The sequence below is a fragment of the Salmonella bongori NCTC 12419 genome (assembly GCF_000252995.1).
GTDB classification, from domain to species: domain Bacteria; phylum Pseudomonadota; class Gammaproteobacteria; order Enterobacterales; family Enterobacteriaceae; genus Salmonella; species Salmonella bongori.
Window position 1 is genome coordinate 755,604 of the sequence record NC_015761.1, and the last position, 13,522, is coordinate 769,125.

The window sequence follows — 13,522 nt, forward strand, 5'->3', positions numbered from 1 at the left end:
AATTTCTTTCGTTTTACACATATTATTGACTGTCCTTATTAAAGGCGGCAGTACCTGGCGCTGCAGGTAAGGAACAGTCAAATGGAGTCGGTCATGATTACGTTATATAAAAAGGGTGTTTATCTGTCAGCGGATGAGATTATCGCAGAAGACCAATATGCCGGGGCAGTTGATAAAGCGCAGGCCAAAAAAGGCACTATAAGCTGGTCAATTCTCGCCTCGCATAATACCTCTGACAATATGGATAAGCTGAAAGTTAAGTTTGATTCATTGACCTCACACGATATTACCTATGTAGGCATTATTCAGACGGCAAAAGCATCAGGGATGGAACGATTTCCTTTACCTTACGTTTTGACCAATTGCCATAACGCCTTGTGTGCGGTCGGGGGAACCATTAACAGCGACGACCATATGTTTGGTTTATCGGCAGCGCAACGGTATGGCGGCATTTATGTTCCCCCGCACATTGCCGTTATTCACCAGTATATGCGTGAGATGATGGCTGGCAGCGGTAAAATGATTTTGGGTTCCGACAGCCACACCCGCTATGGCGCACTGGGAACGATGGCAGTAGGCGAGGGCGGCGGCGAGTTGGTTAAACAACTGTTGAATGATACCTGGGATATTGATTATCCCGAGGTGGTCGCCGTGTATCTGACCGGCAAGCCAGCAGCATACGTCGGGCCGCAGGATGTGGCGTTGGCGATTATTGGCGCGGTGTTTAAAAATGGGTACGTCAAAAATAAAGTGATGGAGTTTGTTGGTCCTGGCATCCGCCACCTGTCTACGGATTTTCGTAACAGCGTTGATGTTATGACCACTGAAACCACCTGTCTGACTTCGGTCTGGCAAACGGATGAGGAAACCCGGAGCTGGCTGGCATTGCACGGTCGCGAGCAGGATTTTCGCCCGCTAAATCCACAGCCGATGGCCTGGTACGACGGTTGTATTTATGTTGATCTCAGCGCTATCAAACCGATGATTGCACTGCCTTTCCACCCCAGTAACGTTTATGACATCGACACGTTAAACGAAAATCTGGCTGATATTCTTCGCCAGACCGAAATAGAGTCGGAACGCGTGGCGCACGGGCAGGCGACACTTTCGCTGGTGGATAAAATGGAAAACGGGCGCCTGAAAGTGCAGCAGGGAATTATTGCTGGCTGTTCCGGCGGTAACTATGAGAACGTGATTGCGGCAGCCAATGCGTTACGCCATCGCTCATGCGGTAATGACGCGTTCTCTCTTGCCGTTTACCCGTCTTCCCAGCCGGTGTTTATGGATCTGACGAAAAAAGGCGTCGTGGCGGAGTTGCTTGGCGCAGGTGCGATAATCAGAACGGCGTTTTGCGGCCCCTGCTTTGGTGCCGGCGATACGCCTGTCCACAATGGACTGAGTATTCGTCATACCACGCGTAACTTCCCGAACCGGGAAGGATCTAAACCGGGAAATGGACAGATGTCCGCCGTCGCGCTGATGGATGCCCGTTCCATTGCCGCAACGGCAGTGAATGGCGGCTATTTAACGTCGGCAGCGGAACTGGATTGCTGGGCTAATGTGCCGGATTATGTTTTTGATCCTACGCCTTACAAAAATCGGGTTTATCAGGGATATATAAAAGGCGTTACACAGCAGCCGCTCATCTATGGGCCAAATATTAAAGACTGGCCGGAATCAGGCGCGCTGACGGAAAATATTCTACTCAAGGTTTGTTCGAAAATTCTTGACGACGTGACCACCACTGATGAGTTGATTCCGTCCGGCGAGACTTCTTCTTATCGTTCGAACCCGGTGGGGCTGGCGGAATTTACCCTCTCGCGCCGCGATCCGGGCTATGTTGGCAGAAGTAAAGCCGTTGCTGCGCTGGAAAAACGGCGGCAGGACGGTGACGCCGCAGAACTGACCGCGGTGTTCGCTTGTATTCAGCACATTGCTGGCCAGGAAAACGTACGCCCTGAGGACACGGAGGTTGGTAGCGTGATTTATGCGGTCAAACCGGGGGACGGTTCGGCACGGGAACAGGCGGCAAGTTGTCAGCGGGTGATTGGCGGTCTGGCAAATATCGCGCAGGAATACGCGACTAAACGTTACCGCTCTAATGTGATCAATTGGGGAATGCTGCCTCTGCAAATGAAGGAGACACCGAATTTTACGGTGGGGGATTATATCTATATTCCGGGCATTCTTGCGGCGCTGGAGCAAGCGCGTCCTGCCATTACAGGGTATGTTATTCGCGACAATGTGTTGGTCGAAGAAATCGCGCTGTATATTGAAAATCTGACCGCTGAAGAGCGGGAAATCATCAGAGCGGGATGTCTGATTAATTTCAATAAACACCGTTTACAATAAAATGACGTGCCGCCGCGTGTGAGGAGGCGGCACTTTTATTTATTGGAGCAGATAGCTGTTGGATCTGAGTCTGCCTTTACTGCTTAGGTTCCGCCACCACTTTACTGCCTACGCCGCGGTTGTTGTATTCCCACATGCGGTTGTAGTTCGTGTCGTTAAGGTTACGCTGTACCTCGCCTTTGTCATCCACGGTTCCTGTATTCCCGGCAAACTGACGTTTTGAGATAACCGCGTCGGCCCAGGGAGTAGCGACATTAAAGCCCTCGTTAATCACGCTGTCGCGGATCACCACCTGACCATTCGTGTTGGCGTCGACATCCAGCGAGCGGCCAAGCTGCGCAACGCCATCGCCGGATGCGTTAAAGCGACTGTTGATCGCGAGGAAACCATAGTAAATATTGGACAGCGTCGCCGGGGCGAAAACGTAAGCTTCCTTCTGGGTGCGGGAGTTGACGACCTGGAAGGTGGTGTTATCGAACACCACGGCGCCACGACCGGAAACCATATCCACATCCCCTTCAATATAGCTGTTTGTGACCAGCGTCCGCGGCTGACGATCGGTTTGTAGACGGTTCTGTACGCCGCTATTAGTTACAAAGAAGGTGTTCTGGCGGCCAAGGATATTCACCTTGTCAATCTGGACTTTATCGCCATCGGTACGCAGCGCTACCGCAGGATGATTACCGGCATCAACGCTGTCGCCCAGGGTGTTTTCGATGGTCAAATTCTGTAACTGAAGACCATTATTTTGCGACCAGAAAGCGGCGGAACACATCACCCCGATAGTCGCAGCGCGTTTGCTTTGACAATTATCAAACATATACCACGCCGGTTTACCCGGCATGTATTTTCCGCCAGGATTCACCGCGTGACGCCAGTCGGCAACACTCATTTCACCATCAATCGACATGCCGATTTTCACATCGATCGGTTTTTCACCGGTGCCGTACAGAGTCAGGCTGCCTGGCGCGGCGGGAACATAAACGGTCCCTTGATAGTCGCCCGGCATAATAGCGATGTACTGACGTTTGTTTGTACGTTTAACCATCGCCGCATCGACAGCGGCCTGAATCGACGTGTGCGTAACGCCAGGTGTGCCTGCCGGGCCAACCACAAAGTCAGGCTGCGCGGGCAGGGAAATCGGCGACGGCGACCACGGCGCGGTATTCGGCGTCAGGGAGGCGAAATAACGCGTCGCCACGAAGTTTTTCGCTTCACTGGCCGACAAAATCGGGCGCGAGGCGGTGCCAGGCGCGATTTGATCGGAAGGAATTTGATCGGGCGGCGTAGAGCTACAGGCGCTCAGCGTCACGCCAAAAGCCAGTGCCAGCGCCAGACGGGAAACCGATAATGTATTCACAGGTTGCTCCGGGCTTTGAAAAAGTTAAATGACATCCATTGAAGCCTGCTTTTTTATACTAAGTTGAACGCATAAAAATGGCTTTATATTCAAAGTGTTATGCAGCAAAAGGTCACTGTTGGTCAAAATGAAATCACTAGCTGATTTCTATTCTCTCCCACTCTCTCCCGCGATCGTTCCGGTATTGCGCAGCCATGCTATCAGACTTATGTCCGAGAAGGTGCTGCGCAAACCTTTCGCCATATTGTTTCTCATAGAGCCTTGCAGACAGGCTGCGTATCTCATGAAATGTTGGCGGTTCTCCGTTGAAAGAAAGTCCAGATTCCTTGCGTGCGCGCATAAAATACCTTGATACCGTCCCTGATGAAAGCGCTTCGCTTCGTGTAGAGGAAATTATTGTTTCCCCTTGCGAAAGTGATTTACACCTCTTCAGCGTATCTGAAAGCGAAAGGTTAGCTGCATCCAACTTAATCGTTACCGGTATCGCTAGTTTTGCTCCTGTTTTTTGTTGCTGTACGTGTAGAAATCCCTCTGAAATGTCATCCCATTTCATTGCACAGATATCACTTACCCGCCGCCCAGTAAGTAATGCTATCTCCATAGACAGTTTCACCCATGGCGGAAGCTTCCCGGCAGCATCATATATTTTCATGAATTCATCGGTGGTTAACCTGACCCGTTTAACTTCAGATTTAGCTGCCCTTGTGGCCGTGACTGGATTTGAGTGTATGTAGCCTTCAGCTATAGCTTCTCTGAAAATGTCACTCAACGTCGATCTGATTAATTTTGATGTGGCAGACTTTCCTTCTGAAATATAATCATTGAGTATGGTGGCAATATGTAAATAGACCCGTTTTAGTTCCATACATTTTTTGAGTTTCCGGCCAAATAATGGTGCTGTCGGTATTCCTCCGGTGTCATATTGTTCAGCGATTCATGCGGGCGTTCACAGTTATATTCTGATAACCATTTTTCCGTGATTTCCCGTACTTCATTCAGCGTTCTGAACAGATAAAAATCGAGTATTTCTGTACGGTATGTCCGGTTAAAACGCTCAATGAAAGCATTCTGTGTCGGCTTACCCGGCTGGATAAACTCCAGTTTTACGGCATGTTTCTCTGCCCATTCAGCCAGTGCCAGAGAGATAAATTCTGGGCCGTTATCCATGCGAAGCATGGCCGGATAGCCACGGTCTGCCGCGATCCTGTCAAGCACCCGGACCACTCGTGGGGCTGGCAGATTCAGATCTATTTCAATCGACAACGCCTCACGGTTAAAGTCATCAACGACATTGAACGACAGTTAAATAATGGCAGGACTGCTACAGAGGTTATGGAAGAGCAGCTTGATCGCCTGTTTCCTTCAAGAGTATCAGCCGGTGTGCAGGGGGTTCTGGGGAAAATTGACGCGTGTCTCTTTGCCACAGAACCGACGGGCTTTCAAATCCCCGGTGTACACCTGACCTGTCCGATAACGCTAAATATCCCTGAGAGGGGCGTCTTTGCCCGGACATCATTACAGTCAGATGTCCGTTGCTTATATGACTCAACTGCACTGAAAGAGCTCGTGTCCCGGCGCCTGCCTCATCCGATTAGCAGGGAAGCCATAACAGCGGCGCATATAGTTCCAAAAGAGCAGTGTCATTTTGACCCGGAGAAGGGCGCGTTTATTCATTCTGCATCACAATAGTGGTGATAATGTGGTTACATAATATTATATATACTAATCATAGTAGCAATTGTCGATGTTGAAAATCATATTGCATCGTAATAAATACTATTTGGCTTCGATATTTTTATACGCTCTTTGCAAAAGAGATTCTGATTGTTTGGTGCGTAAAAAAAGCTGCATTTTTTCCAGTGTGAGTATTCTTCCTTGGTTTTTGAATATTTTCCTGGATATAAAGCTAATGATATCTTGATTGGTTCTTATAACGTCATTTGAGTTAATTATTTTCTCTTTTAATTTCGTAACCAGGATTATTTTTTTTGCGTCATCATCTGCACTGTATATGTTTTTTGTTTGTTCAATTATGCTTTTTTTAATTAAAGGGTCGAGATTTCTTTCAATTTTTGATATTTTATTGCTAATGAGTTCATCAAGAAGTGTTAATATATTACATGTGTATGTGTTAAATTCGGATAAGAAAACAAGTTCACTTAATTTTGCTAAGGTTTCTTTTTTGAATACATCATTATCTTTTTCTTCTTCTTTAAGTTTATTTATATATTCCTCCTTTAACATTATTTCAGAATTGGATTTATTTGAAAGGGTAAAAAATTGGCTTTTATTAATGTTGTCGAGAATGTTTTTTTTCAGTCTTTGGTTAAGTTTACCCTCTAAAATAACATTGTTTACATTATTCAATATGTTGTCAATGGATTTATTTAGTGCGTAAGGGTTGGGTTTTATTATTGGTTTTTGATCACTGTCCAGACCAATATGCAATAATGAATGAAATAAATCCAGGTGATAATGTAAATCTATATTTCCATTATGTACATGTTTACTGATTTCCGATGCTATAGATAGCACTAATTCAGAAATTACTTCTTCTTTGAGGTTTTTTTTGACTTTGTTTTCATTTAAATGCGTTTTTAATTTCTGTAATTTGTTAATGAAAATATCTGAATTAAACATGATTTCTTGCTTATGAAAGTTCTCTGTTATTTTATTTTGTAGTTTAACTAAAAGATCGTTAGGTAAATTTATATCAGAATGCTTATCGAGATTAATGTCACTGGCCATTCGATCAGATAACTGATTTAATAATTTTAAATAACACATATTGGCATAACCTATTAATATCAATATGTTACTTGAATCCTGATTGGATATTTTTTCAGCAACAATATTATTTATTTTTATAGTCATATCCAAAATATCATTAAGATTGTATTGTTTTGATATATGGGATATCGATTCTATTTTTTCTTGCATTATTTTGCAGTTATTTATAGCTGGAGAGAATTCAGTCAAAATTCTGTTGTTTGTATATTGTTGTGCAAGTTTAAATCCGGCAGTGATTTTTCTTTTTGATATGATGTTATCAGTAAGATTTAGCCTATTCATAACATAAGTAAAAGCATTTAATCCATATTTATTTTTTAAATGAGATTCAAAGCTTTCTCTTAAATCTCTTTGTTTTTCAGAAAACGAATGAAAACTACGGATATGCAGATTGTATCCTTTTCTAATTAATTGGTAATAAATACGCTGACCAAACGAATGATTGCTTTCTATTCCGGATAGGAAATCATCACTGTTATCCTTAAAGAAATAAGGGGGGACTTGTGGAGATTTTATTCTGCTAAAATATTCGTTATTTTGTGACGAATCATAGTGAATGGTTTTGGTTACTTGAATTGCTGACATTATGTTACCTGATTATATTATTTAAATGAATAAAATAATTTGACTCAATTGATTAATCACTATGTGGTGTAATTTATACATGAAATTGTATAAAGAGCTCAAGTGATAACTCTATTTTCGTTATTTATTGGTCCAAAAAGAATAATTTTAAATAGTTATACGCTCATACTATTCTATACAAATATTTAAAACCAAAATAATATTAATGGTTATTAACTTATAGAGCGGTGCTGTTCTTTATAAAAACAGAAAAATTGATAAAAGGTTATCGTACAGTCGTACTCATGTTGGCTTGTTTGTAGCGCATGAAGATAGTCGAAGCGGTAGTAGATGGGCAAAGCGAACCTTATCAGAAGAGTGGACATAGTTGGAAGTATGCGTAATGTCTGGGATGAGTATCTGTATCATCAACGGCGGGCAGTAAAGAAGGGCTATGAATGCCAGATGTGATGAGTTGTCACAGCCACGTCTTATGCAAATGTGCAGCGGCCGACTGGCGAGAGTTCGATAGCGCGAGTAATAATGGAACGTGAACTGATTGTGGAAAGAACCCGCGCTGGGTTGGAAGTGACAAAGGCGAGGGGGGGATTGGTGGCCGTCGACCGAAACTAACATCGGAACAAGGGGCGCAGGCCGGACGCCTGATGGGGGCAGGATTACCGCGACAGCAGGTAGCGATTATTTATGACGTGGGGATGTCAATGCTGTACAGAAAATTACCGCTAATAAATCAGGAAGTTAATCTGGTGTAGTAATTGATGCGCGATCAGGGGAGTTTGATGATTGCCCAATGATGTGACGGGAGCGTCCATGCTCCCTTAATTTGTCCAGCATCAGCAAGCCGTCGTTTTCTTTCTGCTGCAATTCAAGCAACTTAAGCCGCATTTCGTTGAGTAAAGGTTCAATAGCTCCGCGCTTGCGAACCACCTTTCTGATAACGTCTTTTTCGAAGTCATAAACAGCAGAGTGAACGGCAGAAGTGATTTTCATAATTCGCATACACTCTTCACCCAGCGCTGGCAAATCTTCAATGCTGAAAGGTTGGGGAGAAGGGCGTCCAGTTGCTGAACGGAGAGCATACCATACGCCCTGATTCCACGCGTTATCAAACTTCATACCGTTGGTCATCATCCAGACAAGGCGCTTGAGGTTGCTCATGTCTTTTGGGGAAAGAGGTTCGGCTGCTGGTTTTTTCTCGTAGCGTCCGGTTTTACGGATGGTAGGAAGCACTTCAGAAAACACCCAATCCTGAAATTGTTTTGTTTCTGGTTTGTTGCTGCGGAAAATGACGCTGTAGAGGTTGGGTTCGTTGACGAATGCTGCTTCCTGTTCGCGCCCCATAGAATCGATGATGTACGCTTTGCGTACCCCATCATGATCTATATATCGTGTATATCATTGATTATATTCAATATTAACGTTATGTATTCTGCTTTTTATACTAAGTTGAGCGAAACGGGAAGGCGAAAAGGTAAAAAGTTCCCTTTCAGGCTGGAAACGCGTTGAGTATCAGGTGGTTTTGTCACAATTAAATAACAACTTTCGTGCTTTAAGTTGACAATCTGCGGCAGAAAGAAAATAAATGTCTATACAACCCCTGACAGGCAAGAGAGCGACAGTAATGCGGCAACTTTTACCGGGCGATATTATCTGGCGAAACATCCGGCTGGCGACGATGGACCCGCAGCGGCAAACGCCCTATGGGCTGGTGGATAACCATGCGCTGATTGTGCGCGAAGGGGGCATCGTGGATATCGTCCCGCAGGCGCAACTTCCCGTCAGTGGAGACAATATCCATGATATGCAGGGACGGTTGGTGACGCCGGGACTTATTGATTGCCATACACATCTGATTTTTGCCGGCAACCGCGCCGACGAGTGGGAGCAGCGGCTGAATGGCGTTTCATACCAGCATATTAGTGCGCAGGGGGGCGGCATCAATGCCACGGTGTCCGCAACCCGCGCCTGTCCGGAGGAAACGCTCTACCTGCTGGCGCGTGAACGGATGATGCGCCTGATCAACGAAGGTGTCACGCTGCTGGAGATTAAATCCGGTTATGGTCTGGAACTGGCGACGGAAGAAAAGATGCTACGCGTCGCCGCAAAACTTGCTGCCGAAAATGCCATTGACATTAGCCCCACGCTGCTTGCCGCTCATGCCACACCAGCGGAATATCGTGGCGACCCGGACGGTTACATCGCCATGGTATGTGAGACGATAATTCCACAGCTCTGGAAAAAGGGGTTATTTGAGGCGGTAGACCTCTTTTGCGAGAGCGTCGGCTTTAACGTGGCGCAGAGTGAGCGGGTGTTGCAGACGGCGCAGGCGTCAGGCATTCCCGTTAAAGGGCATGTCGAACAGCTTTCGCTGTCGGGCGGGGCGCAGTTAGTGAGCCGCTATCACGGCTTATCGGCGGATCATATCGACTATCTTGATGAAGCGGGCGTCGCGGCGATGCGTGACGGCGGCACCGTCGGTGTGCTATTGCCCGGCGCGTTTTACTTTCTGCGCGAGACGCAGCGTCCGCCAGTAGAACTGCTGCGTCGTTATCAAGTGCCTGTCGCCGTTGCCAGCGATTTCAATCCTGGCACCAGCCCGTTTTGCAGTTTGCATCTGGCCATGAATATGGCCTGCGTGCAGTTTGGTCTGACGCCGGAAGAGGTATGGGCGGGTGTTACGCGCCATGCCGCACGCGCGCTGGGAAGACAGGCGACGCATGGGCAGATCAGGGCCGGCTACCGGGCGGATTTTGTGGTGTGGGATGCTGAACAGCCGGTAGAGGTTGTATATGAGCCGGGGCGTAACCCTTTATATCAGCGGGTATACAGAGGACAAATCTCATGACGCAATGGTATCCGGCTTCTCCGGCGCTTTGGCAGGGGCGCGATGACAGTATAGAAGCGCCGGATGCGCGGCGTCTGTTTCAGACCGTCACGCGCAGCGAGACCTTTTCCCCCGAAAACTGGCAGCAAAAGATCGCGTTAATGGGATTTGCCTGCGACGAGGGGGTAAAACGCAATGCAGGGCGTCCCGGCGCGGCAGGCGCCCCGGACGCGTTGCGTAAAGCGCTGGCGAATATGGCCAGCCACCAGGGACATGAACGGCTGGTGGATTTAGGCAATTGGGTTGCGCTATCGCCCGATCTGGAAGGCGCGCAGCAGGCCTTGCGCGATGCGGTAAGCCGCTGTCTGCGGGCTGGAATGCGCACTCTGGTATTGGGCGGCGGACATGAAACCGCGTTTGGACACGGCGCGGGCGTGCTGGACGCGTTTGCGCAGGAAAGCGTAGGGATCATTAATCTTGATGCGCATCTGGATCTGCGCCAGACCGACCGGGCAACATCCGGTACGCCGTTTCGTCAACTGGCGCAGTTGTGCGACGCGCAGAGCCGCGCGTTTCATTATGCCTGTTTCGGCGTGAGCCGTGCGGCGAATACGCGGGCGCTATGGCGGGAAGCGCAGTGGCGGAATGTCACTGTGGTGGAGGATCTGGACTGCCATAACGCGCTGGCGCAGATGACGCAGTTTATCGACAAGGTGGATAAAATTTATCTGACTGTCGATCTCGACGTATTGCCTGTCTGGGAAATGCCGGCGGTTTCCGCCCCCGCCGCTCCGGGCGTGCCGCTGGTCCATGTATTACGTTTAATTGAGCCGGTTTGCCGTAGCGGAAAATTACAGGCGGCGGATCTGGTCGAATTTAATCCGCGTTTTGATGAAGAGGGTGCCGCAGCACGCGTGGCGGCGCGGATTGGCTGGCAAATTGCGCACTGGTGGCGTTAATCTGATCATCGGCAAATAACCCCTGCATAAGGAAGCTTCACGCATGTATCCCTCCCGAATCCGTTCTGCGCCTGCGCCTTTTTACGAAACGGTGAAACAGGAGATCTGTAAAAAAATTGCCAGCGGCGTCTGGCAGCCGCACGATCGCATTCCGTCAGAAGCAGAACTGGTCGCGCAGTATGGCTTTAGCCGCATGACTATCAACCGGGCGCTGCGTGAGCTGACGGATGAAGGGTGGCTGGTGCGTTTACAAGGTGTGGGAACCTTTGTCGCCGAACCGAAAGGCCAGTCAGCGCTGTTTGAAATTCGCAGTATCGCTGAAGAGATTGCCGCCCGACACCATCAGCATCGTTGTGAGGTGCTGACGCTGGAGCGTGTGCGGGCAAACGTCATCCAGGCCAGCGCTCTCAACGTCAATGAGAGCGATGTCATTTTCCATTCCATCATGGTGCATTATGAAAACGATCTGCCGGTACAAATTGAAGATCGCTGCGTGAACGCGGAACTTGTCGCGGATTATCTGACGCAGGATTACCGTCAGACCACGCCGCACGCTTATTTGTCGCGGATCGCGCCGTTAACGGAAGGGGAACATATTGTGGAGGCGGTGCGCGCCACGGCGCAAGAGTGTGCATGGCTAATGATTAAAGAGCACGATCCCTGTCTGCTCATTCGCCGTACGACCTGGTCCGCATCGCGAATTGTCTCTTATGCCCGCTTGCTGTTTCCCGGAGCGCGCTACCGTCTGCAGGGACGGTTTATCTCCTGAACAGTCGGCTGCCGGAAAACGTGATTGCTGACGCAATGTAACAAAATTGTATCATTTTTGTTAATTCTTTTCTTGTGCTTGCTTGTATAGACAAGTATATGTCTGGTTCTTATCCTTGAGTCTGTGGCGGTACCTGATAGCGACGCTTTAGCGTTATTCGGTGATGGCAGACCGATAATAATGAGGAGTCATTGCTATGCCTGAAAGCAAGTATCGTCAGCAGACTATCCGCGCGCCCAGAGGCACGGTATTAACGGCGAAAAGCTGGCTGACAGAAGCCCCGCTGCGGATGTTAATGAATAATCTCGATCCTGACGTGGCGGAAAATCCGCATGAGCTGGTGGTCTACGGCGGGATTGGCCGCGCGGCGCGCAACTGGGAGTGTTATGACGCTATTGTTGATGCGCTCACCCGGCTGGAGGCGGACGAAACGTTGCTTATTCAGTCTGGCAAACCGGTCGGCGTATTTAAAACGCACGACAACGCGCCGCGGGTATTAATCGCCAACGCCAACCTGGTTCCCCACTGGGCGACATGGGAACACTTTAACGAACTGGATGCGAAAGGGCTGGCGATGTACGGTCAAATGACGGCCGGAAGCTGGATCTATATCGGCAGTCAGGGAATCGTGCAGGGAACATACGAAACCTTTGTCGAGGCGGGGCGTCAGCACTATAACGGCACGCTGTCGGGACGCTGGGTGCTGACCGCTGGGCTGGGCGGCATGGGCGGCGCGCAACCGCTAGCCGCGACGCTGGCCGGGGCATGTTCGCTGACGATTGAATGCCAGCAAAGCCGCATCGATTTTCGTCTGCGTACTCGCTATGTGGATGAGCAGGCCGCCACGCTGGATGATGCGCTGGCCCGCATTACGCGCTATACCCGTGAGGGGAAGGCCGTATCCGTCGCCCTGTGCGCGAACGCGGCGGATATCCTGCCGGAACTGGTTAATCGCGGCGTGCGCCCGGACCTGGTGACCGATCAGACCAGCGCCCACGATCCGCTACACGGTTATTTGCCCTCCGGCTGGCGCTGGGAGGAGTATCAGAAAAACGCGCAATCCGATCCCCAGGGGACGATGCAGGCAGCGAAACGTTCCATGGCGGCGCACGTTCGGGCGATGCTGGCGTTCAGTAAAATGGGCGTGCCGACCTTTGACTATGGCAACAATATTCGGCAGATGGCGAAAGAGATGGGGGTGGAGAACGCCTTTGATTTTCCGGGATTTGTGCCAGCCTATATTCGCCCGCTTTTTTGTCGAGGGATCGGGCCGTTTCGCTGGGTGGCGCTGTCCGGCGACCCACAGGATATTTATAAAACCGATGCCAGGGTCAAAGAGATAGTGGCTGAGGATAAACATCTGCATCACTGGCTGGATATGGCGCGCGAGCGCATTCATTTTCAGGGGCTACCGGCGCGTATTTGCTGGGTAGGCCTGGAGTGGCGGCAAAAACTGGGGCTGGCATTTAACGAAATGGTGCGCTGTGGCGAGGTATCCGCGCCCATTGTGATTGGCCGCGATCACCTGGATTCTGGTTCTGTCGCCAGCCCTAACCGTGAAACCGAAGCGATGCGCGACGGTTCCGACGCGGTTTCCGACTGGCCGCTGTTAAATGCGTTGCTCAATACCGCCAGCGGGGCGACATGGGTATCGCTCCATCACGGTGGCGGGGTGGGGATGGGTTTTTCGCAACACGCCGGGATGGTGATTGTCTGTGATGGCTCTGACGAGGCCGCCGCGCGTATTCGCCGCGTGTTACACAACGATCCGGCGACGGGCGTCATGCGCCATGCCGATGCCGGATATGATCTCGCGGTGGAATGCGCTGTTGAGCAAGGTCTGAATTTACCGATGGTTGCGGCGACGCAGGGGAAAGGCTGAT

The 13,522-nt window shown here is 49.3% G+C and carries 8 protein-coding genes and 5 pseudogenes; 7 read left to right on the plus strand and 6 right to left on the minus strand.

What is annotated here, in order from left to right:
• The first annotated feature begins 93 nt into the window (after nt 1-93).
• Nucleotides 94-2,352, plus strand: coding sequence for a hydratase (locus SBG_RS03515; RefSeq protein WP_024134966.1), 2,259 nt, complete (start codon nt 94-96; stop codon nt 2,350-2,352).
• A gap of 76 nt (nt 2,353-2,428) precedes the next feature.
• Here SBG_RS03515 and SBG_RS03520 read toward each other — a convergent pair whose 3' ends face one another.
• The 3 genes and pseudogenes from SBG_RS03520 to SBG_RS03530 all read right to left on the minus strand — a co-directional run.
• Nucleotides 2,429-3,712: a putative acyl-CoA thioester hydrolase gene (locus SBG_RS03520; protein ID WP_001094759.1), complete on the minus strand. Its 1,284-nt coding sequence runs from the start codon at nt 3,710-3,712 to the stop codon at nt 2,429-2,431.
• 136 nt (nt 3,713-3,848) lie between these two features.
• Nucleotides 3,849-4,622: pseudogene (locus SBG_RS03525) on the minus strand (tyrosine-type recombinase/integrase); the annotation flags it as partial.
• Nucleotides 4,568-5,011 (minus strand): annotated as a pseudogene (locus SBG_RS03530) (integrase core domain-containing protein); the annotation flags it as partial. The pseudogenes SBG_RS03530 and SBG_RS03525, both read right to left, overlap by 55 nt.
• Before the next feature lie 33 nt (nt 5,012-5,044).
• Here SBG_RS03530 and SBG_RS23445 point away from each other — a divergent pair.
• Nucleotides 5,045-5,401 carry a T3SS effector NleG family protein gene (locus tag SBG_RS23445; protein ID WP_000392462.1) on the plus strand — a complete coding sequence of 119 codons (357 nt, stop codon included), beginning with the start codon at nt 5,045-5,047 and terminating at the stop codon, nt 5,399-5,401.
• Nucleotides 5,402-5,488: 87 nt separating this feature from the next.
• On the opposite strand, the gene SBG_RS03540 is transcribed toward SBG_RS23445, so the two are convergent.
• A complete protein-coding gene (locus tag SBG_RS03540) occupies nt 5,489-7,087 on the minus strand; it encodes a hypothetical protein (RefSeq protein ID WP_001274311.1) in 1,599 nt (532 codons plus the stop codon).
• 522 nt (nt 7,088-7,609) lie between these two features.
• On the opposite strand from SBG_RS03540, the pseudogene SBG_RS21370 reads away from it, so the two are divergent.
• Nucleotides 7,610-7,839 (plus strand): annotated as a pseudogene (locus tag SBG_RS21370) (helix-turn-helix domain-containing protein); the annotation flags it as partial.
• Between the two features lie 81 nt (nt 7,840-7,920).
• Here SBG_RS21370 and SBG_RS23020 read toward each other — a convergent pair.
• Nucleotides 7,921-8,203 (minus strand): annotated as a pseudogene (locus SBG_RS23020) (hypothetical protein).
• Between the two features lie 117 nt (nt 8,204-8,320).
• Nucleotides 8,321-8,428, minus strand: a pseudogene (locus SBG_RS23325) (BRO-N domain-containing protein); the annotation flags it as partial.
• Nucleotides 8,429-8,708: 280 nt separating this feature from the next.
• On the opposite strand from SBG_RS23325, the gene hutI reads away from it, so the two are divergent.
• The 4 genes from hutI (at nt 8,709) to hutU (ending at nt 13,521) form a co-directional block, all read left to right on the plus strand.
• Nucleotides 8,709-9,932, plus strand: coding sequence for an imidazolonepropionase (hutI, locus tag SBG_RS03555; RefSeq protein ID WP_001249468.1), 1,224 nt, complete (start codon nt 8,709-8,711; stop codon nt 9,930-9,932).
• Nucleotides 9,929-10,870 carry a formimidoylglutamase gene (gene hutG, locus SBG_RS03560; RefSeq protein ID WP_000195679.1) on the plus strand — a complete coding sequence of 314 codons (942 nt, stop codon included), beginning with the start codon at nt 9,929-9,931 and terminating at the stop codon, nt 10,868-10,870. The genes hutI and hutG overlap by 4 nt, the downstream gene beginning before the upstream one ends.
• Before the next feature lie 43 nt (nt 10,871-10,913).
• Entirely contained in the window at nt 10,914-11,639 is a 726-nt protein-coding gene (locus SBG_RS03565) for a histidine utilization repressor (RefSeq protein WP_000283554.1), read from the plus strand.
• Nucleotides 11,640-11,835: 196 nt separating this feature from the next.
• Complete coding sequence (hutU, locus tag SBG_RS03570) at nt 11,836-13,521, plus strand: urocanate hydratase (RefSeq protein WP_001115190.1); 1,686 nt, start codon at nt 11,836-11,838, stop codon at nt 13,519-13,521.
• Nucleotide 13,522: the final 1 nt, after the last annotated feature.

Excerpts from the sequence above, each read along its gene's own strand:
- SBG_RS03515 (WP_024134966.1), top strand. The coding sequence starts at position 94 with ATGATTACGTTATATAAAAAGGGTGTTTATCTGTCAGCGGATGAGATT.
- SBG_RS23445 (WP_000392462.1), top strand. The coding sequence starts at position 5,045 with ATGGAAGAGCAGCTTGATCGCCTGTTTCCTTCAAGAGTATCAGCCGGT.
- SBG_RS03540 (WP_001274311.1), bottom strand. The coding sequence starts at position 7,087 with ATGTCAGCAATTCAAGTAACCAAAACCATTCACTATGATTCGTCACAA.
- hutI (WP_001249468.1), top strand. The coding sequence starts at position 8,709 with ATGCGGCAACTTTTACCGGGCGATATTATCTGGCGAAACATCCGGCTG.
- hutG (WP_000195679.1), top strand. The coding sequence starts at position 9,929 with ATGACGCAATGGTATCCGGCTTCTCCGGCGCTTTGGCAGGGGCGCGAT.
- SBG_RS03565 (WP_000283554.1), top strand. The coding sequence starts at position 10,914 with ATGTATCCCTCCCGAATCCGTTCTGCGCCTGCGCCTTTTTACGAAACG.
- hutU (WP_001115190.1), top strand. The coding sequence starts at position 11,836 with ATGCCTGAAAGCAAGTATCGTCAGCAGACTATCCGCGCGCCCAGAGGC.